The organism is Leifsonia sp. AG29, assembly GCF_009765225.1.
GTDB lineage: Bacteria > Actinomycetota > Actinomycetes > Actinomycetales > Microbacteriaceae > Leifsonia.
Genome location: NZ_VMSF01000001.1, coordinates 2,080,329 through 2,103,174 on the forward strand (window position 1 = coordinate 2,080,329; position 22,846 = coordinate 2,103,174).

The window sequence follows — 22,846 nt, forward strand, 5'->3', positions numbered from 1 at the left end:
TCGGGTGCGCGCTCCGGGCGGAGTGCTCCGGGACGGGATGAGAGCATGGAGCCATGCCCTACGTCCCCTCCCCCGAGCGCGAGGTTTACAACTCCCGGTTCAACCGGGTCCTGGCCGTCCTGATCTGGGCGGCGTCGGCCGCGCTCGCTGGCGGCCTCCTGGTGAGCGTCCACGACGCCCGGCTCCTGTACGTGGTCCCGTGCGGGCTGTTCGCGTACCTGGCCTGGGCCGCCCTGTGGCGTCCCCACCTGTCCTTCTCGGACGGGGGCATCACGGTCGTCAACGTCAGCCGCACGGTGAGCTTCCCCTGGGAGGCGCTCATCGCGGTCGACACGAAGTACGCTCTGACGCTCTACACGCCCGGCCGCAAGTGGCCCGTCTGGTCCGCCCCCGCTCCGGGCACGGCCAGCACGCTGCGTGCCACCCGGAACGAGACGAAGGGACGCGTCGGACGCCCGGGCGTCGAGGACACCCTCCGGCGCCCCGGCGACCTGCTGTCGACCGAGTCGGGCGTGGTCGCCGACGCGCTCCGCCGACGCTGGGAAAGCCTCCAGGCGGCCGGCGCGATCGAGCCGGGCGTTGCCGACGACGCGCCGGTCTCGGTGCGCTGGCACCTCGGGGAGCTGGCGGTGCTGGTCGTGCTGGCGGCCGGCACGGTCGCCGCCCTGCTCGCGGCCTGAGCCGGCCGCGAGCAGAACGGCGAACGGGGTCGTCACAGCACGTCCTCCGCGAGGGCGGCGCCCGTCCGGGGCGTCCCGTCGTCGCCTTCGCCCTCCTCCGGCTCCTGCTCGCGCATGCGGCGGAGGTTGAACCGGCGGTGGCGCGGGTCGAACGCGTCGCGCAGGCCGTCGCCGACGAAGTTGACGAGCAGCGCCAGGATGACGATGAAGGAGCCCGGCCACCAGAACAGCCACGGCCGCGTCTGGAACGCGGACTCGTTCGAGCTGATGAGCAGGCCCAGCGACACGTCCGGCGGACGGATGCCGTAGCCGAGGAAGGACAACGCCGTCTCGAGCAGGATCGCCGAGGCCATGATCAGGGTGGAGGCGACGATCACCACGCCGATCGCGTTCGGGAGGATGTGCTTGAAGATGATGCGCATGTCCGACGCGCCGGCGACGCGCGCCGCCTCCACGAACTCCCGCTCGCGGAGGGACAGGAACTCGCCGCGCACGAGTCGCGCGATGCCCATCCACGAGAAGAAGCCGAGCATGAGCGCGAGGAAGAACGCGCCGAGGCCGCCGTACATGTGCCCGACGACCGAGCCGATGACCAGGGCCGGGATGACGATGAAGACGTCGGTGATGCGCATGAGAATCGCGTCGATCACGCCGCGGAAGTACCCCGCGACGGCACCGACGACGACGCCCACGACGCTCGCGATGAGCCCGAGGACGACCATGACGAGCACCGAGTTCTGGATGCCGCGCATGGTGAGCGCGAAGTAGTCCTTGCCGATGCGGTCCTGGCCGAACGGGTGCTCCCACGTGGGCGCGCCCTGCGAGACCTGGTCGTTCAGCTCCTTGTAGTCGTACTTCCACCAGCCGTGGATCGGGCCGATGCCGATCGCCGAGATCGAGAACAGCACGATGAGGAGGAAGAGGATCGCGCTGGTGACGGCGACCTTGTTCGACAGGAATCGCTTCCAGATGAGCTTGCCCTGGCTGACCGGCGGAGCGGTCGGCGCCTGGAGCTCGTCGGCGATGATGGTGTCGGTCTGGGACATTATCGGACCCTCACTCTCGGGTCGAGTGCGGCGTACGCGAGGTCTGCCAGGAAGTTGAACAGGATGGCCATGGCCGCGATCACCAGGAAGTAGGCCATCACCGGGTTGAGGTCGCCACGGCTGAGGCCCAGGTTGAACAGGTTGCCCATGCCCGGGATCGCGAACACCTGCTCGGTGATGATCGCGCCTCCGAGGAGGGCGCCGACGTCGAACGCGACGAGCGTCGTGATCGGGATCAGCATGTTGCGGAAGGCGTGGCGCACGACGACCGTGCGCTCGGGGAGGCCCTTCGCGCGGGCGGTGCGGATGAAGTCCTGGTTGAGGACCTCGAGCATGCCGGCGCGCGAGTAGCGGGTGTACGAGGCGAACGAGATCAGGAGGAGCGCGATCGTCGGCAGCAGCAGGTGCGTGAACGTGTCGAGCCCGGTGACCCACATGTCGCCCTCGAGACCCGGCGTCGATGAGCCGACCGTGGCGATCGGGCGTCCGTTCGTGTCCTGGAAGTACGTCGGCCACGCCTGCATGAGGCGGTCGACGACGATCAGGAAGCCGGAGACGATCGTCACGATGACCGCGACCCGCATGTTCTGCCCGCGGTCGTAGCCGCCGACGAACCAGCCGATCGCAAGGCTCACCACGATGGCGATCACCGCGAGGATCACGATCGTCGCCACCGTCGAGATGTTGAACAGCGGCTGCAGGACGAAGTAGCAGACCAGCGAGACCGCACCGGTGATGGCGCCGCTGATGAGGGCGCGGCGGTTCTGCAGCCCGGAGATCAGCGCGACGGTGCCGATCACGACGGCCGCGATCAGGATGATCATCACGATCGGGCCGAGTCCCGGGTGGAGGAACCAGTTCGTCGCCGACATCAGCAGGAGGACGCCCGCGGTGGCGAGGAACGACACCCCGAAGGTGATCCCGCGCCGCCGGAGGTCGCCGCCGATCAGCGACTGCCAGATCAAGCCGGCCACCAACCCGATCAGCACGGCCACCCACCACGGGATCGTCGGGCTCGCGAGGAAGTTGTTGAAGCCGATCGCGACGAACTCCTTGAGGAGCACGGCCACGAGGAACGCCGGCAGCGAGTACAGGAAGAAGCTGAGGAACGTGACGACGTTGTCGAGTCCGCTGTACTGCCGGAGGGCCGTGACGATGCCGATCGTGATGCCCAGGAGGACCGCGAGGATCAGCGCGAGCGTGACGAGCTGCACGGTCGAGCCGAGCGCCTGCGGCAGGATGTCGACGACCTTCGCGTTCGAGATCGTGGAGCCCAGGTCGCACGCGTTCGCGAACGGGATGAGGCACTTGGCCGCACCGCCGAGCCAGAGCAACCACCGCAGCGGCGGCGCGACGTCGAGCTGCAGCAGTTGAACGCGAGCGTTGATGAGCTGCTGCTTGTTCGGGGAGTTGCTGGACCGCAGGTCCTGAAGCGGGTCGGCGCTGTAGGCCACCAGCATGTACATCAGGAACGACGCGGCGATGATGATGAGCACTGAGACGAGGAGGCGTCTCAGGATGAAACTCGCCATAGGTTCAAAACCTTCACTGACTACACGCGCCCATCGGGTTGCGGCGGGGGGTCGCCGGGCGCGTCTTTACGAGGGGAACGATCGGGTCTCGACCGCCACTACATGATACGGGGCGCCGACCGGTGGCCGGCGCCCCGCCGCAGGAGAGTGCCCGGGGATCCCCCGGGCACTCTCGCTGTCGGTGGTGTTACTTGGAGGTGGAGGAGGACTTGACCGTCCACTGCCAGAAGTTCCAGAACGGGCCGTTCTGGTTGCCGTTGTACTTCACGCCGTCGACGCGGGCGTTGACACCGAAGACACCGGGAGCCTGGAACAGCGGCAGACCGTAGCCCTCGGAGAAGGCGGTCTTGTCGATGTTCATCTCCAGCTTGGTCAGTTCGTTCTTGTCCAGCGTGGTCTGCGTCTTCACCGCGTCGTCGTTCGCCGCCGAGAAGCGGTTGTAGTTGCCGCCGCCGTTCGTGGTGAACAGCTGCGGGATCTGCGAGGTGCCGGCACCGGGGCTGATCCAGCCGAAGAGCGACGCGTCGTAGTCGCCACCCGGGAGGAGCTTGCTCCAGTCGGGCGAGCCGGCGTCGACGATCTTGAAGCCGGCCTTGGTGGCCGAGGCCTGGATGGCCTGGAACTCGTCGACGCGGTTCGGGTTCTTCGTGTTGTAGAGGATGCGGACGGTCGGGGTCGCGCCGGCGAGCAGAGCCTTGGCGCCCTCGATGTCGACCTTGCCGTACTTGTCGGAGCCGTTGGCCTTGATCGTGTTGCCGTACTCGGGCTGCTGGTTCGGCAGCCAGATCTGGGAGTCGAGGACCTTGGCCTTCGGGTTCACCGGGGTGACGATCGAATCGAGGATCTGCTGACGCGGGATCGTCTTGAGGAACGCCTCACGGACCTTCGGGTCCTGGAACGTCGGGGAGCCGAAGTTCAGGTCGAGGTGGTCGTACGACGCCTGGTCGCCGGTCAGCACCTTCGCGCTCGTCTGCTTCAGAGCGTTGAGCGTGTCGGCCGAGGCCTGCGGGTTGATGATGTCGACCTCACCGTTCTGCAGAGCGGTGACCTGGGCGTTGGCGTCCGGGATGATGCGGAAGATGACCTTGTCCACGTTCGGCTGGAGACCGCCGGCGTAGTACTTGTTCCGCTCCATCGTGATCGACTGGCCCGGGGTCCACGCGGCCGGCACGAACGCGCCGGAGGAGACCAGCAGGTCCTTGTCGGTCGGGAACGCCGTGATGTCGTAGCCCGTGTTGACGAAGTCAGCGGCCTTCTTCAGGGTGGGGTCCGGCTGCTGCGGGTTGGCCGGGTCGCCCTTCGGCAGGCTCTTCAGCAGCTTGGTGAGGTCGGCGGCCGACGAGAGGCCCGCCTTCTTCGCCACGATGTGCGCGGGCTGCGCGATCGGGTTGACGAGCTCCCAGTCCACGTACGGCTTGGCGTACTTGAGGGTGATCGTGCGGTTGTCGTTGCTGATCGTCGGGAAGTCGGTCGAGTCGACACCCGCGGTCGAGCCCGCGATCGCGAAGTACTGCGTGCCGCTCGTGACGTTGCCGTCGGCGTCGAACTTGGCCGAGTCGTAGTGACCGGAGGCGATCGCCCAGGCGAGGACCATGTCATCCGCGGTGATCGGCTGGCCGTCGGACCACTTGTCGTCCTTGTTCAGCGTGTACTTGACGGTCAGCGGGTTGTCCGAGGTCTTCTCGAAGGTTCCGAACTTGTCGTCGTGGACGATCTTGTAGTTGTTGTCGATGTACTGGAACCCGGTTCCGTACGATCCGTCGAGGTAGCCGACCTGTCCGTTGGTGTCCAGGTTGCCCTGCGGGGTCTGCGAGTTGAGCGACGTCAGGTCGTTCACCACGGCGACGGTGACCGTGCCGCCTTTGGCCGAGGTCGAGCCGCCGGTGCTCCCGGACGTGGTGCAGGCGGACAGGGCGAGGGCGGCGACGCCGGCGACGGCGACCGCGCTGACCGCGTACCTGACCCTTCTTCCGTTGATGTGCAATGTTCCTCCTGTGCGAAGTGTGCGTCGACACAGCCGTGCAAGGGCGCCTGGGCCGCGCTGGATAAGAATGACCCTAGGTATCGCTGGGGGTGATTGCAAAATGAGGCACGAAAACGTTACACAGTGGTAACTCAGTCGGCGGAATCTTGCGTCGAGCCGGTCGGGACGGCCGGATCCGACAGTGTGACGCAAGAATTCGTGCGGTTCCGGTGGCCTCCGGGGTGAACCGCAAGTTACACCCGAGGAGCCGGGGAGGACCCGCCTCCTGGCAGGATGCACTTATGAGCAGCGCGCCGGCTTGGACCGCCGGGACCCCGGTCGCCCGGGACTCCCGCCCCCGCCTGTGGTGGGAGATCGCGATCGTCCTCGGGCTCTCGCTCGGGCAGTCCGCGATCTACTCGATCGTGAACATCGTCGACCTCTCGACACGGCCCACGCCCCTCCACAATCAGACCGCCCAGGTGAACCCCTCCCAGTCGAGCCGGGAGGTGTTCGACTTCATCTACCAGGTGCTCGGCAACGGCTTCGACCTCTTCGCCGTCGCGCTCGTGATCTTCCTCCTCTGGCAGCCGGCCCTGAGCGGCTTCCGGCGCATCGGGCTCGACCTGACGAGGCCGGGGCGCGACCTCGGGCGCGGTCTGCTTCTCTTCCTCGTGATCGGGATCCCGGGCATCCTGTTCTACGCGCTGACCCGTCTGATCGGGATCACCGTGACCGTCCAGGCCTCCCCGCTGGACGCCCACTGGTGGACCGTGCCGGTGCTGATCTTCGCCGCCCTGCGCGCCGGCCTCCAGGAGGAGGTGATCGTCGTCGGCTGGCTCTTCACCCGGCTGCGCCAGCTGGGCTGGGGGACGTGGACGATCATCCTGTCGGCGGCGGTGCTGCGCGGGAGCTACCACCTCTACCAGGGGTTCGGTCCCTTCATCGGGAACGCCGTGATGGGGGTCGTCTTCGGCTGGGCCTACACGCGGTGGGGGCGGGTCATGCCGCTCGTGATCGCGCACACGATCATCGATATCGTCTCGTTCGTCGGCTACCCGCTCGCCGTCCACCTGTTCCCCGGCGTCTTCGCCTGACGCGCTCCTCCCCGCGCTGCCCCCCTGCATCGAGTCCCCCGAGAGTTCACGCGCCGGGCCGTTCCGGCCGAACTCTCGGGGGACTCGACAATGGGCGGGAGGCGACGGGAGTCCCTCCACCGAGTCCCCCGAGAGTTCGGGCTTCGGGCGGTTCCGGGCGCACTCTGGGGGAACTCGATAGTGGGCGGGGTCGAGGGAGGCGGGTCAGGCGAGGCGGGTCAGGCGAAGGCCTCGGGGGGCGGGCAGGCGCAGAACAGGTTGCGGTCACCCCAGGCCTGGTCGATCCGGCGGACCGGCGGCCAGTACTTGTTGCGCACGAGCCCGGGCACCGGGTAGACCGCGCGCTCGCGCGAGTACGGGTGCGACCAGTCGGAGGCGACGGCCGCCTCGGCCGTGTGCGGCGCGTTCCGGAGCGGATTGTCGTCGCTCGGCCAGTCCCCCGCTGCCACCGAGTCGGCCTCGGCCTTGATCGCGATCATGGCGGCCACGAACCGGTCGAGCTCGGCGAGGTCCTCGCTCTCGGTCGGCTCGACCATCAGGGTGCCGGCGACGGGGAACGACATGGTCGGCGCGTGGAAGCCGTAGTCGATGAGGCGCTTCGCCACGTCGTCGACGGTCACGCCGGTGCGCTCGGTAAGCGGACGCACGTCGAGGATGCACTCGTGCGCCACGAGCCCGTTGTCGCCCGCGTAGAGCACCGGGAAGTGGTCGCGCAACCGGGCCGCGACGTAGTTGGCCGCCAGCACCGCGGCGCCCGTCGCCTGCCGCAGCCCGTCCGCGCCCATCATGCGGACATAGGCCCAGCTGATCGGGAGGATGCTCGGGCTGCCGTACGGCGCCGACGAGACCGGTCCGCCGCCGTGCTCGACGCGACCCCCTCCCGCCGTGGCCGCCAGGTGGTGCGTCGCGTCCTGAGCGAGCGGGTGCCCGGGGAGGAACGGGGCGAGGTGCGCCTTCGCGGCGACCGGGCCGACCCCGGGTCCGCCGCCGCCGTGCGGGATGCAGAACGTCTTGTGCAGATTGAGGTGGCTGACGTCGCCGCCGAAGTCGCCGAACCGGGCGTAGCCGAGGAGGGCGTTCAGGTTCGCGCCGTCGACGTAGACCTGGCCGCCGGCCTCGTGCACCGCGCGGGTGATGTCGACGACGTCGTGCTCGTACACGCCGTGGGTCGACGGGTACGTGATCATGAGGGCCGCGAGGGTGTCGGCGTTCTCGGCGATCTTCGCGCGGAGGTCGTCGAGGTCGACGTTGCCGAGCTCGTCGGTCGCCACGACGACGACCCGCATGCCGGCGAGCACCGCCGAGGCGGCGTTCGTTCCGTGCGCCGACTGCGGGATGAGGCAGACCGTGCGCTGGTCGTCCCCGCGGGACCGGTGGTAGCCGCGGATCGCGAGGAGGCCGGCCAGCTCGCCCTGGCTGCCCGCGTTGGGCTGCAGCGACACGGTGTCGTAACCGGTGACGTCAGCGAGCCACGCCTCCAGCTGGTCGATGAGCTCGAGCGACCCGGCGACGTCGGCGGCAGGGGCGAACGGGTGGAGGGCCGCGAACTCGGGCCAGGTCACCGCCTCCATCTCGGTCGCCGCATTGAGCTTCATGGTGCAGGAGCCGAGCGGGATCATGCCGCGGTCGAGGGCGTAGTCCTTGTCCTGGAGGCGACGGAGGTACCGCATCATCGCCGTCTCGGAGTGGTGGGCGGAGAACACCGGGTGGGTGAGGTACTCCGACTCGCGGGTCAGCGTCGCGTCGAAGGAGGCGTCGGTCCCGACCTCGAGAACGGCCTCCCCCTCGACGGTGCCGCCGAGCACCGAGATGAGCGCGGCGAGCGGGAACACGCCGTCGGCCAGGTCGGCCGCCGACTCCTCGTCGAGGCTGAGCGAGACGAGCCCGGCGTCGGTGGCGTGCAGCAGGAGGCCGTGCTCGTGCGCGCGGGCGACGACCGTCGCCGCGTCGTCCACCTCCACCTGGAGGGTGTCGAAGAAGGAGCGCGAGACGACCTCGACGCCGGCGTCGCGCAGCGTCGTCGCGAGGGCCGCCGTGGCCAGGTGCACCCGGCGGCCGATCGCGCGAAGCCCGGCCGGACCGTGGTAGACCGCGTACATCGCGGCCATCACGGCGAGCAGGACCTGGGCGGTGCAGATGTTCGACGTCGCCTTCTCGCGGCGGATGTGCTGCTCGCGGGTCTGCAGCGTCAGACGGTAGGCCGGCTTGCCGACGGCGTCCTGCGAGACGCCGACCAGACGTCCCGGCAGCTGCCGCTCGAGTCCCTTGCGGACCGCCATGTACCCGGCGTGCGGGCCCCCGAAGCCCATCGGGACGCCGAAGCGCTGGCTGGTGCCCACGGCGACGTCGGCGCCGAGCTCGCCCGGAGAGCGCAGCTGCGTCAGGGCGAGGAGGTCGGCGGCGACGACCACGACGCCTCCCGCTGCCTTCACCGCGGCGATGGCCGCCTCCGGGTTCCAGACCCGTCCCGAAGCGCCGGGGTACTGCACGAACAGCCCGAACGCGTCGGACAGCTCGGGCGCGTCGGCAGCGGTGCCCGCGAGGTCGAGCACGACGAGCTCGATGCCGACGGCGTCGGCGCGGTTCCGCAGCAGGGCCATCGTCTGGGGGAACGTGTCGGCGTCGACCACGAACTTCGACGACGCGGCCCGGGAGGCGCGGCGCGCGAGGAGCATCCCCTCCACCACCGCGGTGCCCTCGTCGAGCATGGAGGCGTTCGCCGTGTCGAGCCCCGCGAGATCCGCGACCATCGTCTGGAAGTTGATGAGCGCCTCCAGGCGCCCCTGCGAGATCTCCGGCTGGTACGGCGTGTAGGCGGTGTACCAGCCCGGGTTCTCGAGCACGTTCCGCTTGATGACCGCCGGCGTGATGGTGCCGTAGTAGCCGAGCCCGATCAGGCTGCGGTTGACGGTGTTGCGCGAGGCGAGCGCGCGGAGCTCGCGCAGCGCGGCCCGCTCGCCGAGGGGTGCCGGGAGGACGGAGGCACGGTCGGCGTCGACCCGGATGGAGGCCGGGACGGCGGCGGAGACGAGGTCGTCGACGGTCTCGTAGCCGAGGGCGGAGAGCATGGTGCGCTGCGCGTCGTCATCGGTTCCGATGTGACGCGCGGGGAACAGGTCGGTCATGCGGTGCGGGTGCCTCACTCGCCGGTCAGGGCGGCGTACTCGTCGGAGCTGAGCAGGTTGTCGGGGAGGGCGGTGAAGGCGACCTTGACCAGCCAGCCCTCGCCGAAGGGGTCGGAGTTGACGAGCTCGGGCGAGTCCACGACGGCGGTGTTCGCCTCGGTGACCGTGCCGTCGAGCGGCGCGAACAGCTCGCCGACCGACTTCGTCGACTCGATCTCGCCGACGACGCGGCCGGCCGTCACGTCGCTGCCCACCTCGGGCAGCTCCACGAAGACCACGTCGCCCAGCTTCTCAGCGGCGTAGGAGGTGATGCCGACGGTCGCGACGTCGCCGTCGACACGAATCCACTCGTGCTCGGGCGTGTACTTGAGGTCCTGCTCTGCGGCCATGATCAGCCGTCCTTTCTGGGCGGGGTGGGCTTTCTGCGGTAGAAGGGGAGGGCGGTGACGGTGAACGGGAGGCGCGTCCCGCGCACGTCCACGCCGAGCTCGGTGCCCTCGCGGGCGAACCGCGGCTCGACGTAGGCCATGGCGATCGGCTTGCCGAGCGTCGGCGACAGGGCGCCGGAGGTGACGGCGCCGACCTCGGCCTCGCCTCCCGTCCCCTCGTCGTGCGCGAAGACGGGGTAGCCCGCGCGCGCGGCGCGGCGGCCGTCGCCGATGAGCCCGACCAGCACGCGGGCCTCCGGGTGCGGTCCCTCCTCGCTGGCGGCGCGGCCGATGAAGTCGGTGTCCTTCGCGAGGTTCACCACCCGCGCTAGACCGGCCTGGGCGGGCAGCGTGTCGCGGCCCAGCTCGTTGCCGTAGAGCGGCATGCCCGCCTCGAGGCGGAGCGTGTCGCGGCTGGCGAGACCGGCCGGGACGATGCCCTGCTCGGAGCCGGCCTCGAGCAGCGCATCCCAGAGCTCGCGGGCGTTGTCGGGGGCGACGTAGAGCTCGAAGCCGTCCTCGCCGGTGTAGCCGGTCCGGGCGATGAGCACCGGGTGGGTGCGGAACAGCGCCGGGAGCGACCAGTAGTACTTGAGCGCCGAGAGTCGCTCGCCGAAGTCCTCGCCGTCGAGCGCCCCGCCGTCGGCGGCGAACCCGTCGGTCGCGAGCAGCACGGACAGGCTCGCGGGCCCCTGGACGGCGATGAGCGCGATGTCGTCGGACTCGTCGTAGACCTCGGCGTCGAACGGGGCGGTGCGGTCGCGCAGCTCTGCGGCCACGACGTCGCGGTTGGAGGCGTTCGCCACGATCATGTAGCGGTCGTCGCCGGTGCGGTACACCACGAGGTCGTCCACGATGCCGCCCGAGCGGGACAGGAGCAGGCTGTACTTCGCCTGGTCGATCGCGAGGGCGGACAGTTTGCCGGCCAGCGCGTAGTCGAGAGCCGCACCGGCCTCCGGCCCGAGCACGACGATCTCAGCCATGTGCGACAGGTCGAACAGCCCGACCGCGGTGCGGACGGCGTGGTGCTCGGCGAGATCGGACGAGTAGCGCACCGGCATCTGCCAGCCCGCGAAGTCGGTGAAGGAGGCGCCCGCGGCCGTGTGCGCGTCGTGCAGCGGCGAGGTGCGGCCGCCGCCCGGTGCCGGGCTCTGCGGGGGCTGGCTCTGCTGCGAGGTCATGAGTTCTCCGATCGCCGGCCGTCGGCCGGGGGCTGTCGGAGCGGTCGCCCGCTCCGGGAGGAACTCCCCCTCTGTCATCCGGCCTGAGAGTTTCACCGCGGGCGCTCGGCGCGACGCGGCTTTCACCGTGGGCGAGGACGACGGCTGCCGTCCTGCTTTTCAGAGTGGCCAGTCCGATGCGGTACGCGTACCTGAGAGATTGTCGGGGAGGATTGCTCCTTCGGTGCCGCTCGGCTCACGCCTCGCGACTCTCCCGCATCGACCTCGATGGCCCGGTATTCAGTTGGATGGGCTCAGCATATCGGGTTCCGTCTCCGGGTGTGCGTTTGGTGTTCTGGTCATCCTGACACTAAGATGGCCGCAGGTTAGAGTCATCCTGACTCTTACCCCGGACCGGGAGGACGCCCTGATGGCACGGCACGAGCGTGAGAGCGCGATGCTCGCCGTGTCGACCGTCATCTTCTCGCTGCGCAACGACGAGACGACCTCGGGTGTGCCGCAGGTCTGGCTGCCGCTCGTCCGCCGGATCCGCGATCCCTTCGAGGGGTGCTGGGCCCTCCCCGGGGGTCCCCTGCGGGTCGGCGAAGACCTCGCCTTCGCCGCCGCACGCACGCTCGGCGACACCACCGGCCTCGCCCCGAGCTACCTCGAGCAGCTCTACGCCTTCGGAGACGCGGACCGATCGCCGGGCGCCGAGCGCGTGGTGTCCGTCGTCTACTGGGCGCTCGTCCGCAGCGAGGAGGCCGAGCGCGCGAGCGTGGGCGAGAACGTCCGCTGGTTCCCCGCCGACGACGTCCCCCGGCTCGCCTTCGACCACAACGTCATCGTCGAGTACGCGCTCTGGCGGCTGCGGACGAAGATGGAGTACTCCCGCATCGCGCACGCCTTCCTCGGCGAGCGCTTCACCCTGTCGCAGCTCCGCGAGGTGCACGAGGCCGTCCTCGGCCGGGCGCTCGACCCGGCCAACTTCCGGCGGACCATCGAGGCGTCGGGGGCCGTCGTCGCCACCGGCGAGTACCTCACGGGCACGCCGCACCGACCACCGCGGCTGTACCGCTACAACGACTCGATCGACCTCGCAGACGCGGGGCCGCTCCCCCGCCAGCAGCACCCGTTCGAAGGAAGAAGCGAATCATGACCATCGCCTCGGTCGACACCACCATCCGGCTGATCGCGGCCGGAACGCTCGACGGCGAGACCTGCACGCCCGAGCTCGCCGACGCGCCCTGGCGGTTCGACGCCGCGCCTCCCTCGTACGGACCCGGCGCATCCATGGCCGACCCGATCCCCGCGGACGCGCCCACCCAGCCGGCTCTGCCCGACGAGTACCGCACGGCGAGCGCCGACGAGCTCGCCGAGCGCATCCGCGCCGCGAAGGCGGCCCTCGGCGACCGGGTCGCCGTGATGGGCCACTTCTACCAGCGCGACGAGGTCGTCCAGTACGCCGACTTCGTCGGCGACTCGTTCCAGCTCGCCAACGCGGCGAAGGCCCGGCCCGAGGCGGAGACCATCGTGTTCTGCGGCGTCCACTTCATGGCCGAGACGGCCGACATCGTCTCGCGTCCCGAGCAGCGCGTGATCCTCCCGAACCTCGCCGCCGGCTGCTCGATGGCCGACATGGCCGACCTCGACTCGGTCGAGGAGTGCTGGGAGCAGCTCGAGGAGCTGTACGGCACCGAGCCGGACGCCGACGGGCGGGTGCCCGTCATCCCGGTCACCTACATGAACTCGTCGGCGGCGCTCAAGGCCTTCTGCGGTGAGCACGGCGGGATCGTGTGCACCTCCTCCAATGCCGCCACCGTGCTCGAGTGGGCCTTCGAGCGCGGGCAGCGGGTGCTGTTCTTCCCCGACCAGCACCTCGGCCGCAACACGGCGAAGGCGATGGGGGTCCCGCTCGAGCGGATGCCGCTGTGGAACCCGCGCAAGCCGCTCGGCGGGAGCGACGAGGCGACCCTCCAGGACGCCCGCGTCATCCTCTGGCACGGCTTCTGCTCGGTGCACAAGCGCTTCACGGTCGGTCAGATCGAGCACGCGCGGGCCGAGTTCCCCGGGGTGCGGGTGATCGTGCACCCCGAGTGCCCGATGGAGGTCGTGGACGCGGCCGACGAGTACGGCTCGACCGACTACATCGTCAAGGCCATCCAGGCGGCGCCCGCGGGCTCGACCTTCGCGATCGGGACCGAGATCAACCTCGTCCAGCGCCTCGCGGCGCAGTTCCCGCAGCACACGATCTTCTGCCTCGACTCGGTCGTGTGCCCGTGCTCGACCATGTACCGGATCCACCCGGGCTACCTCGCGTGGGTGCTCGAGTCGCTGGTGCGCGGCGAGGTCGTCAACCAGGTCGCGGTGGCCGACGAGGTCGCCGCCCCCGCCCGGATCGCGCTCGAGCGCATGCTCGCGGCCCGGCCGGACACGACGATGGCGGCCTGACATGGCCCGCGTCGTCGTCGTCGGCAGTGGAGTAGCCGGCACGACCGCCGCGCTGCGTGCGTCGGCCCGGCACGAGGTGACCCTGGTGACCAAGACCGACCCGGCCGAGGGCAGCACGCGCTATGCGCAGGGAGGGATCGCCGCTGCGGTCTTCGAGGACGACTCCGTCGAGGCCCACATAGCGGACACCCTGCGTGCGGGCGCCGGACTGAACGTGGCCGAGGCCGTCCGGGTGCTGTGCACCGACGGACCGGTCGCCGTGCGCGAGTTAATCGAGCTCGGCGCGCGCTTCGATACCGACGGCGGACACCTGGCGCGCGGGCTCGAGGCGGCCCACTCGGCATCCCGCATCCTCCATGCGGGCGGTGACGCCACCGGCGCCGAGCTCGAGCGCGCGTTGCTCTCGGCCGTCCGGGACGCGGATGTGACCGTGCTGGACCACGCCTTCCTGGTCGATGTCGTCGTGCGCGACGGCGCGGCAGCCGGGGTCTCCCTCCGGTTCGCCGACGGCGGCACGGTGACGCTCGACGCCGACGCGGTGATCCTCGCGACGGGAGGCTGGGGGCGCCTCTACCGGCACACGACCAACCCGGCCGTGGCCACCGCCGACGGCGTGGCTGCGGCTTGGCGCGCGGGCGCCGTGGTGGCGGACGCCGAGTTCACGCAGTTCCATCCGACCGCGCTCGCCGTGCCCGGCTCCTTCCTCATCTCGGAGGCGGTCCGCGGCGAGGGCGCCGTGCTCCGCGCCGCCGACGGCCACCGGTTCATGACCGACCTCCACCCCGACGCCGAGCTCGCGCCGCGCGACGTGGTCGCGCGCGGCATCGCCGTCGAGATGGCGGCACAGGGCGGCCGCCCGGTCGTGCTCGACGCGACGGCCCTCGGCGCGGAGTTCCTCTCCCGCCGGTTCCCCACCATCGACGCGGCGACCCGCGCGGCCGGCTTCGACTGGTCGCGGCAGCCGATCCCGGTGACCCCGGCGGCGCACTACGCGATGGGAGGGGTGGCCACCGACACGAGCGGCCGCACGACCCTCCCGGGCCTCTTCGCCGTCGGCGAGACGGCGTGCACGGGCGCGCACGGCGCGAACCGCCTGGCCTCGAACTCGCTGCTCGAGGGTCTCGTCTTCGCGCGGCGGGCCGTCGACGCGATCGGAGGCGGGTGGCCCGAGCCTCCGGCCTGGGTTCGGGAGGGACGCCAGGTGCGGGTGCCGCTCGACGGGGCGCCAGCGGTCGCGGGCACCCGGCCGACGCCCGTGGACCGCGCGGCGCTCCAGCGACTGATGTGGGATGCTGCGGGCGTCCACCGGCACCGCGACGGGCTCCAGCAGGCCGCTGCGGAACTGGCCGGACTCTCGGCGGCGGGCGGCACCGAGGACGCCAACCTGCTCAGCACCGCGCGCCTCGTGGTCGCGGCCGCCCTCTCGCGCGACGAGTCGCGGGGCGCGCACTTCCGCTCCGACGCCCCGATGACCGGCGACGGGGTCCCCGTCCACACCGTCCTGGTGCCGACGCGCGCCTCCACCGTGCCCGCTCCCCTGACCTCCCGCGAACCGACCGAGGTGACCCTCCCGTGCTGACCCGCCAGACCATCCACGACACCGTCCGTGCCGCGCTCGTCGAGGACGCTCCCTGGGGCGACCTCACGAGTTCGCTGCTGATCCCCGCCGACGCCGCGGCGACCGCCGCGCTCGTCGCCCGGGAGCCCGGCACGTTCGCGGGCGGCGAGGTGTTCGCCGCCGCGATGACGCTCACCGACCCGGACATCGCGGTGACCCTGGAAGTCGCCGACGGCGACCGGTTCGAGGCCGGCGCGACTCTTGCGACCGTGACCGGGCGCGCCCGGTCCGTCCTGCAGGGCGAGCGGGTCGCCCTCAACTTCGTCCAGCGGATGAGCGGCATCGCCACGCTGACCGCCGCCTTCGTCGCCGAGATCGCCCACACGTCGGCACGGATCGTCGACACCCGCAAGACCACGCCCGGCCTCCGCGCATTCGAGCGGCACGCGGTGCTCTGCGGCGGCGGCCACAACCACCGTTTCTCCCTGTCGGACGCGGTCATGGCGAAGGACAACCACCTCGCCGTCCTCACGGCGAGCTCCGGGCTCTCGGTGACCGAGGCGCTCCGGGAGGTGCGCCGGCAGCTGTCGCACACGACGCACCTCGAGGTCGAGGTCGACCGCATCGAGCAGATCGAGCCCGTCCTCGCTGCCGGGGTCGACACGATCATGCTCGACAACTTCGGGCTCGACGACCTGCGCCAGGGGGTGCGGCTCGTCGCCGGGCGCGCGATCGTCGAGGCGAGCGGCAACGTCAGCCTCGGCACCGTGCGCGCCATCGCCGAGACCGGCGTCGACGTGATCTCGGCCGGCGCGCTCACCCACAGCGTGCGCTCGCTCGATCTCGGACTCGACGTGGTGCTGCCGGGCCGATGAGCGGCGCGCCCCTCCTCTACCTGGACGCCGCGGCGACCTCACCGGTGCGCCGCGAGGTCCTGGAGGCGATGTGGCCGTACCTGACCGGGACGTTCGGCAACGCTTCCAGTCATCACGGCGTCGGGGAGGCGGCGGCGAAGGCCCTGTCGGCGGCGCGGGCCGAGGTGGCCCGCTTCCTCGGGTGCCGCGCCTCGGAGGTCACCTTCACCTCCGGGGGGACGGAGGCGGACAATCTGGCCGTCAAGGGCATCGCGCTCGCGACGCCCCGCGGACGGCATATCGTCACCACGCCGATCGAGCACGAGGCGGTGCTCGCCTCGGTGGACTACCTGGTGCGCGTGCACGGCTTCGAGGCGACCTTCGTCCCCGTCGGGAGGGACGGCCTGGTCGCGCCGGACGATTTCGCCGCCGCGCTTCGGCCCGGCACCACCCTCGCCGCGGTCATGCTCGCCAACAATGAGATCGGGACGATCGAACCGGTCGCCGAGCTCGCCGAGCTCGCCCACGAGCACTCAGTGCCGCTCTTCACGGACGCGGTGCAGGCGGCGGGCTGGCTGCCGCTCGACGTCAAGGACCTGGGCGTCGACGCGCTGAGCATCGCCGGCCACAAACTCGGAGCGCCGAAGGGCGTCGGTGCCCTGTACGTGCGCGGCCGCATCCCGCTCGAGCCCGTGCTGCACGGGGGCGGCCAGGAGCGCGGGCGACGCTCGGGGACCGAGAACGTCGCCGCAGCCGTCGGTCTCGCGACCGCTGTCCGACTCGCCGCTGCCGGCCGGGAGGAGGCTGCCCGCTCGGCAGCGCACGCGCGAGACGCCTTCATCGCCGCGGTGCTCGGATCCGTGCCGGAGGCCCGGCTCACCGGCCACGCGGCTGCGCGACTGCCGGGCACGGCGTCGTTCGTCTTCCCCGGGGTCAACGGGGAAGCGATCCTCCTCGAGCTGGAGCGACGCGGCGTCATCTCCTCCAGCGGCTCGGCGTGCGCCGCCGGCAGCGAGGACGCCTCCCACGTGCTCCTTGCGGCGGGATACGAGGAGGACGTCGCCCGGACGGCGGTGCGCTTCTCGTGGGGGGCGGACGTCGAGGAGGAGCGCCTCCTGGCCGTCGCTCCGCTCGTCGCCGAGGCGGTGCGCGCGGTCGCGTCGCTCGGCGCGTAGGCGCGGCGCGTCTCCGAGAGCGCAATACGCCCGGTCAGGAGTCGAATCAACCTCTGGACCGAGGGTCGGCGAGGGCCTACCGTGCCGGGCACATCGAGCCCGTCGCCGACGGGCCCAACCGGGAAGAGGCATCCCATGACCGACCGAACCCCCCACAACGAGCCGCGCGTCGTCGACGCGAACGGCTACGACGAGACGACCGGACGTCACGTCGACGGCACGACAGCGGACGGACGGCCGGTGGAGGCTGCGCCAGTGACGCGCGAGGAGCCCGTGACGCGGGCCGAGCCCGTGACGCGCGCCGAGCCCGTGACGCGCGCCGAGCCCGTGACGCGCGCCGAGCCCGTGACGCGCGCCGAGCCCGTGACGCGCGCCGAGCCGGTGACGCGCGCCGAGCCCGTCGCCCGCGAGGGCGTGGTGGCCCGCGACGGCGTGGTGGAGCGCGACGGCGTGACCCGCGAGGGCGTCGTCGCTGCGGACGGGGTCGTCGCCGCCGACGAGGTCGTGGCGCGGGAGCGCAGCGAGTTCGGCGGCATGCGCTTCGGGGTCGCCTTCTTCGGCTGGCTCACCGCCACCGGCATGGCCGTGCTCCTCACCGCCCTGATCGCCGCCCTCGGTGCGGCGGTCGGCCTCGGGACGGCGGGGGGCAACACCGACAAGGCGGTCAACCAGGCCAGCAGCAACGCCGCGACGGTCGGCATCGTCGGGGCGATCGCCCTGATCGTCGTGCTCTTCGTCTCGTACTTCTGCGGCGGCTACGTCGCGGGCCGCATGGCGCGGTTCAGCGGCGTCCGGCAGGGCGTGGCGGTCTGGCTCTGGGCCATCATCATCGCGGTCATCGTGGCCATCCTCACGCTGATCTTCGGCAGCCAGTTCAACATCCTCGGGAACCTCAACAGCTTCCCGCGGATCCCGCTCAACGAGGGGTCCGTGACGCTCACCGGCATCATCACAGCGGTGATCGTCGCGGCCGTCAGCCTGGTCGGCGCTATCCTCGGTGGCCTGGCGGGGATGCGCTACCACCGGCTGGTCGACCGCGTCGGCCTCGGGCGCGAGCCGCTCGCCCGCTAGCGGCCCGCGCGGCCCGCGCAGCCCGCGCAGCCCGGCGATCCGGCAGCGGAGGCGTTACGCCGACAGTGAACGGCTCGTCCGTTCACCGGCGGGACACCTCCGCTGTCGGCGGTCGCCGATAGAGTTGTCCGGTGACTGAGAACACCTCATCTGCGCTCCAGTCCCCCTCCCTCGCGTCCGCAGGGGGCTCCGCTGCGGCGGAACGGGCGGCCGCTCCGCGGATCGCCCCGCGCGACCAGCGCGTCATCTGGCTGCTCCTCGCGGCGACGTTCGTCGTCATCCTCAACGAGACGATCATGTCGGTCGCCATCCCGAAGCTGATGGACGACCTCCACGTCGACGCCCTCGCCGCGCAGTGGCTGTCCACCGCCTTCATGCTCACGATGGCCGTCGTCATCCCGATCACGGGCTTCCTGCTGCAGCGGTACACCACGCGCCAGGTGTTCATCGCCGCCATGTCCCTGTTCTCGCTCGGAACGCTGACCGCGGCCGTCTCCCCGGGCTTCGGCCTGCTCGTGGTGGCCCGCGTCATCCAGGCCTCGGGCACGGCGATCATGCTGCCGCTCCTCATGACCACCCTGATGACGCTCGTCCCGCCGGCCCTCCGCGGCCGCACCATGGGCAACGTGTCGATCGTCATCTCCGTCGCCCCCGCCGTGGGCCCGACGATCTCGGGCATCATCCTCAACTCGCTGCCCTGGCGGTGGATCTTCCTCATCGTGCTGCCCATCGCGCTCGTCATGCTGCTCATCGGCGTGAAGTTCGTCGAGAACGTCACCGAGACCCGCAAGAGCCGCATCGACGTGCTGTCCGTCATCCTCTCCGCCTTCGGATTCGGCGGGCTCGTCTACGGGCTCAGCCTCAGCGGCGCGTCCGGAGGGGCCGGGGGGTCGCCCCTCCTCCTCTGGGGATCGCTCGCGGTCGGCGTCCTCGCCCTGGCGGCCTTCATCCTCCGACAGCTCGCGCTCCAGCGGCATGACCGGGCGCTGCTCGACCTGCGCACGTTCCGCAGCCCGATCTTCACGCTCTCGATCGCTCTCATGGCCATCAGTACGGCGGCCCTCTTCGGAGTGATCATCGTGCTGCCGCTCTACCTGCAGCACGTGCTCCACCTCGACGTCCTCGCGACCGGGCTGCTCCTCCTCCCGGGCGGTCTGCTCATGGGACTCGTGGCGCCGTTCGTCGGCCGGCTCTACGACCGGTTCGGGCCGCGCCCGCTCGTCGTGCCCGGGTCGATCCTCGTCAGCCTGGTCCTGTGGGCGCTCACGATGGTCAGCGAGACGACCCCGGTCTTCCTCGTGCTGATCGCCCACGTCACGATGAGCCTCGGTCTGGCCCTCATGTTCACGCCGCTGTTCACCGCGGGGCTCGGCGCCGTGCCTCCCCACCTCTATTCGCACGGCAGCGCGATCCTCGGCACGATCCAGCAGGTGGGAGGCGCGGCCGGCACGGCCCTGCTCGTCGCCATCCTGTCGCTGCAGACCGCGTCGCTGACGGCGGGAGGCGCCTCCCTCGATGCGGCCACGGCGGGCGGGGTGCGCGCAGCGTTGTTCGCCGCGGCCGTGATCTCGCTGTTCGCCGTCGCGGGGTCGTTCTTCATGCGCAAGCCCGAGGACGCCCCCAGCGAGGTCGCGTTCGCGCACTGAGCCCGCCTCCCGCTGCGCCGCGGCCACAGTGTGACTGCGCTCCCGCGGGACGTCTGCGGTTGCGCGCGCACGCGCAGACGTCCCACAACGGCGCAGACGCGCCGATGGGCGCGGGATGCGGTGGTCACCGGGCCGGTGCGGTGCGACGATGGGAGCGCGACGATGCGAGGAGGGCCGCCATGTCCATCATCCACACCCCGGAGCCCGGCGAGGTCACCGGAGACGTCGCCGAGATCTACGCCGCCGATGAGCGCGACCTCGGCTACGTCGCCGAATACACGCGCGTGATGAGCGTGAACCCCGAGGCCTACCGCGCCTGGGAGCAGCTGGTGCGGGCGATCGTCGCCCAGCTCGGTCTCCGCCGCTATGAGCTCGTGACGCTCGCGGCGGCGCAGGGGACCCGCTCTCAGCACTGCCGCCTGGCGCACGGGCGCAAGACCCTGAAGCTCATGGACGAGCCCGAGCTCGAACGGATCGCGCGGGACTACCACGACGCCGGCCTCACCGAGGCCGAGGTGGCGATGATGGAGTACGCCGAGCGGATCAGCGAGGACTCCGCCTCCATGACGGAGGACGACGCGTCACGGCTGCACGAGCTCGGGTTCACCGACCGCGAGATCGTCGACATCACGCTCGCGGCGGCCGCGCGCAACTACTTCTCGCGGGCGATCCAGGCGCTCGGCGTCGCCGTGGAGGTGCCTCCCGGGATCGGCGACGACCTCCGCGGAGCGCTCCTGGCGCCGCTGTGACCTCCCGCGGACGAGCGGTCGCCGCGCTCGAGGGCCTGGCGATCGGGGACGCCCTCGGCATGCCGACCCAGTCGCTGTCGCGCGAGCGCATCGAGGCGGATCACGGCGCGATCACGGGCTTCGTGGCGCCCGGCCCGCACCAGCGGATCGCCGCGGGGATGCCCGCGGGGGCGATCACCGACGACACCGAGCAGGCCCTGCTCCTCGCGCGCCTCCTCATCGAGGGGGGAGGTCGCCTCGATCCGCACGGGTTCGCTGCGGCGCTGATCGACTGGGAGGCGCGCATGATCGAGCGCGGCTCCCTCGACCTCCTCGGCCCGAGCACGCGGGCCGCGCTCCAGCGACTGGAGGAGGATGAGCCACCCGAGGAGGCCGGGCGGTTCGGCGCGACGAACGGAGCCGCGATGCGGATCGCGCCGGTCGGGATCGCCACCCCGGTCGCGCCGCTCACCCTCTTCGTCGACGATGTCGTCTCGGCGAGCGCCCTCACCCACAACACCGGGCTGGGAATCGCTGCCGCGGCCGCCGTGGGCGCTGCCGTGAGCGCCGGCGTCGACGGAGCATCCACGCTGGAAGCGCTCGACGTCGCCGCGGCCGCCGCGCGCGAGGGCGCGACCCGCGGCCACTGGGTGGCCGGGGGCGACATCGCAGACCGGCTCGAGTGGGCTGTGCGCCATCTGCTCGGCCGCGACCCTGCGCAGCAGGACGACGCACTCGCGGGACTCGTCGGCACCTCGGTCGCCGCGCAGGAGTCCGTCGTGGCGGCGCTCGCCCTCGCCGGGATCTGCGACGACCCCTGGGAGGCGCTCTGCCGCGCGGCCGCGCTCGGGGGCGACACCGACACGATGGCGTCGATCGCCGGCGCCGTGCTCGGAGCGACCGGCGCGGACTGGCCGGCGGATGCGACGGCGACGGTGTCCCGGGTGAACGACCTGCGGCTCGAACCCGTCGCCGACGCCCTGCTCGAACTCAGGAGGAAGCATGGCTGAACCGCGGATGATCTACACGGGCACGGTCGTGGTCGACCTGCTGCTGCAGGTCGACCGGGTGCCCGAGCCCGGCAGCGACGTCATGGCGACGCCCGGAGGCCTCAGTCCGGGAGGCGGGTTCAATGTGATGGTCGCGGCCGCCCGCGACGGGCTCGAGGTCGTGTTCGCCGGCCGCTCCGGCACGGGGCCCTTCGGCGAGGTCGTGGCCGAGTCGCTGTGGAACGAAGGGATCACGGTCGCCCACCCGCCCCTCGAGGGCGTCGACAACGGCTACTGCGTCGTCCTCCTCGATGCCGCCGCGGAGCGGACGTTCGTGACGGTGCCGGGGGCGGAGGGCATGCTCAGCTCGGAGGACCTCGCCGGCATCGAGGTGCAGCCGGAGGACATCGTGTACGTCTCCGGCTACAGCCTCGCCCACGCCGGCTCCGGTCCGGCGGTCGCCGGATGGGTGGAGGGGCTGCCCGGTTCGACGACGGTCGTCTTCGATCCGTCGCCCCTGGTCGGCTCGCTCGACGAGGAGCTGCTCGAGGCGGTGCTCGCCCGGACGGACGTGCTGAGCGCGAACGCGCGGGAGGCGCGCATCCTGCGGCAGCACGCGCACCCGGGACCCACCGCCGGCGCGCTGCGCTCGATGCTGCGCGAGGGAGGGGTCGCGATCGTGCGCGACGGAGCCGCGGGTTGCTGGGTGGCCACCGGTGGGCCCGCGCCCGTTCACGTGCCCGCGTTCAGTACGACCCCGGTCGACACGACCGGCGCCGGGGACACCCACGGCGGTGTGCTCACCTCGGCGCTCGCGCGCGGGACCGAGCCGGTGGAGGCGGCGCGGCGAGCCAATGCCGCCGCCGCGCTCTCGGTGCTGAAGCGCGGTCCCGCGACAGCGCCGATGGCGCACGAGACGGACGAGGTTCTGGAACAGGGAGCGGTCCCCGGAGGCGGGCGATGACGAGGGCGGACGAGCGATGACGGTGTTCGCGGTGAAGCGCGTCTACGACGATCCGTCCCCCGACGACGGCTACCGGGTGCTCGTCGACCGGCTGTGGCCACGCGGGATGGCCAAGGAGCGAGCCCACGTCGACCTCTGGCTGAAGGAGGTGGCTCCCTCCACCGAGCTGCGCCAATGGTTCCACCACAGCACGGAGGGCGAGTCGTTCGACGAGTTCCGGCGCCGCTACGAGGCCGAACTCGCCGGAAACCCGGCGGTCGCGACGCTGCAGGCCCTCGCGGCCGACCACCAGCGTGTGACGCTCCTCGTTGGGGCGCGCGATCCCGAGCTCAACCACGGGAAGGTGCTCGAGGACTTCCTCGAGCACCTTCCGTGAGAA

19 protein-coding genes and 2 riboswitches are annotated in these 22,846 nt (G+C 71.3%); of the genes, 13 read left to right on the forward strand and 6 right to left on the reverse strand.

Going from position 1 to position 22,846, the window contains the following annotated elements; translation table 11 throughout:
• Positions 1-53: 53 nt before the first annotated feature.
• Positions 54-680 carry a PH domain-containing protein gene (locus FPT20_RS10030; RefSeq protein WP_158864884.1) on the forward strand — a complete coding sequence of 209 codons (627 nt, stop codon included), beginning with the start codon at positions 54-56 and terminating at the stop codon, positions 678-680.
• A gap of 32 nt (positions 681-712) precedes the next feature.
• Here FPT20_RS10030 and FPT20_RS10035 read toward each other — a convergent pair whose 3' ends face one another.
• The 3 genes from FPT20_RS10035 to FPT20_RS10045 form a co-directional block, all read right to left on the reverse strand.
• Positions 713-1,726 carry an ABC transporter permease gene (locus FPT20_RS10035; protein ID WP_158864886.1) on the reverse strand — a complete coding sequence of 338 codons (1,014 nt, stop codon included), beginning with the start codon at positions 1,724-1,726 and terminating at the stop codon, positions 713-715.
• The gene (locus FPT20_RS10040) at positions 1,726-3,258 is read right to left on the reverse strand and encodes an ABC transporter permease (RefSeq protein ID WP_158864888.1); all 1,533 of its coding nucleotides are present in this window, start codon (positions 3,256-3,258) and stop codon (positions 1,726-1,728) included. Before FPT20_RS10040 ends, FPT20_RS10035 begins: the two co-directional genes overlap by 1 nt.
• A 187-nt stretch (positions 3,259-3,445) precedes the next feature.
• Positions 3,446-5,242, reverse strand: coding sequence for an ABC transporter family substrate-binding protein (locus FPT20_RS10045; RefSeq protein WP_158864890.1), 1,797 nt, complete (start codon positions 5,240-5,242; stop codon positions 3,446-3,448).
• Between the two features lie 281 nt (positions 5,243-5,523).
• On the opposite strand from FPT20_RS10045, the gene FPT20_RS10050 reads away from it, so the two are divergent.
• Positions 5,524-6,318 (forward strand): CPBP family intramembrane glutamic endopeptidase, encoded by a 795-nt coding sequence (locus FPT20_RS10050; protein WP_158864892.1) that lies wholly within the window; start codon positions 5,524-5,526, stop codon positions 6,316-6,318.
• Between the two features lie 218 nt (positions 6,319-6,536).
• Here FPT20_RS10050 and gcvP read toward each other — a convergent pair whose 3' ends face one another.
• The 3 genes from gcvP to gcvT are packed head-to-tail and all read right to left on the reverse strand — an operon-like array spanning position 6,537 to position 11,052.
• Positions 6,537-9,443, reverse strand: coding sequence for an aminomethyl-transferring glycine dehydrogenase (gene gcvP / locus FPT20_RS10055; RefSeq protein WP_158864894.1), 2,907 nt, complete (start codon positions 9,441-9,443; stop codon positions 6,537-6,539).
• A gap of 14 nt (positions 9,444-9,457) precedes the next feature.
• Positions 9,458-9,832 carry a glycine cleavage system protein GcvH gene (gcvH, locus tag FPT20_RS10060; RefSeq protein WP_158864896.1) on the reverse strand — a complete coding sequence of 125 codons (375 nt, stop codon included), beginning with the start codon at positions 9,830-9,832 and terminating at the stop codon, positions 9,458-9,460.
• Positions 9,833-9,834: 2 nt separating this feature from the next.
• Positions 9,835-11,052 carry a glycine cleavage system aminomethyltransferase GcvT gene (gene gcvT, locus FPT20_RS10065; protein WP_158864898.1) on the reverse strand — a complete coding sequence of 406 codons (1,218 nt, stop codon included), beginning with the start codon at positions 11,050-11,052 and terminating at the stop codon, positions 9,835-9,837.
• A 64-nt stretch (positions 11,053-11,116) separates the two neighbouring features.
• Positions 11,117-11,220: riboswitch (glycine riboswitch) on the reverse strand.
• Between the two features lies 1 nt (position 11,221).
• Positions 11,222-11,318, reverse strand: a riboswitch (glycine riboswitch).
• A 143-nt stretch (positions 11,319-11,461) separates the two neighbouring features.
• Between gcvT and FPT20_RS10070 the strand changes: the two genes are divergently transcribed.
• From FPT20_RS10070 to FPT20_RS10120, 11 genes are all read left to right on the forward strand, one after another.
• Positions 11,462-12,190, forward strand: coding sequence for an NUDIX hydrolase (locus FPT20_RS10070; RefSeq protein ID WP_233265467.1), 729 nt, complete (start codon positions 11,462-11,464; stop codon positions 12,188-12,190).
• Positions 12,187-13,482: a quinolinate synthase NadA gene (gene nadA / locus FPT20_RS10075; protein WP_158864900.1), complete on the forward strand. Its 1,296-nt coding sequence runs from the start codon at positions 12,187-12,189 to the stop codon at positions 13,480-13,482. The genes FPT20_RS10070 and nadA overlap by 4 nt, the downstream gene beginning before the upstream one ends.
• A gap of 1 nt (position 13,483) precedes the next feature.
• The gene (nadB, locus tag FPT20_RS10080; RefSeq protein WP_158864902.1) at positions 13,484-15,061 is read left to right on the forward strand and encodes an L-aspartate oxidase; all 1,578 of its coding nucleotides are present in this window, start codon (positions 13,484-13,486) and stop codon (positions 15,059-15,061) included.
• On the forward strand, positions 15,055-15,915 hold the full coding sequence (gene nadC / locus FPT20_RS10085) for a carboxylating nicotinate-nucleotide diphosphorylase (protein WP_158864904.1): 861 nt from the start codon (positions 15,055-15,057) through the stop codon (positions 15,913-15,915). The genes nadB and nadC overlap by 7 nt, the downstream gene beginning before the upstream one ends.
• Positions 15,912-17,069: a cysteine desulfurase family protein gene (locus FPT20_RS10090; RefSeq protein WP_158864906.1), complete on the forward strand. Its 1,158-nt coding sequence runs from the start codon at positions 15,912-15,914 to the stop codon at positions 17,067-17,069. The genes nadC and FPT20_RS10090 overlap by 4 nt, the downstream gene beginning before the upstream one ends.
• 135 nt (positions 17,070-17,204) lie before the next feature.
• Positions 17,205-18,140 carry a hypothetical protein gene (locus FPT20_RS10095; RefSeq protein WP_325064784.1) on the forward strand — a complete coding sequence of 312 codons (936 nt, stop codon included), beginning with the start codon at positions 17,205-17,207 and terminating at the stop codon, positions 18,138-18,140.
• Positions 18,141-18,271: 131 nt separating this feature from the next.
• A complete protein-coding gene (locus tag FPT20_RS10100; RefSeq protein WP_158864908.1) occupies positions 18,272-19,786 on the forward strand; it encodes an MDR family MFS transporter in 1,515 nt (504 codons plus the stop codon).
• 179 nt (positions 19,787-19,965) lie between these two features.
• A complete protein-coding gene (locus tag FPT20_RS10105) occupies positions 19,966-20,535 on the forward strand; it encodes a carboxymuconolactone decarboxylase family protein (RefSeq protein WP_158864910.1) in 570 nt (189 codons plus the stop codon).
• The gene (locus tag FPT20_RS10110) at positions 20,532-21,524 is read left to right on the forward strand and encodes an ADP-ribosylglycohydrolase family protein (protein WP_158864912.1); all 993 of its coding nucleotides are present in this window, start codon (positions 20,532-20,534) and stop codon (positions 21,522-21,524) included. Before FPT20_RS10105 ends, FPT20_RS10110 begins: the two co-directional genes overlap by 4 nt.
• A complete protein-coding gene (locus tag FPT20_RS10115; RefSeq protein ID WP_158864914.1) occupies positions 21,517-22,467 on the forward strand; it encodes a PfkB family carbohydrate kinase in 951 nt (316 codons plus the stop codon). The genes FPT20_RS10110 and FPT20_RS10115 overlap by 8 nt, the downstream gene beginning before the upstream one ends.
• A 16-nt stretch (positions 22,468-22,483) precedes the next feature.
• Positions 22,484-22,843, forward strand: coding sequence for a DUF488 domain-containing protein (locus FPT20_RS10120; protein WP_158864916.1), 360 nt, complete (start codon positions 22,484-22,486; stop codon positions 22,841-22,843).
• Positions 22,844-22,846: the final 3 nt, after the last annotated feature.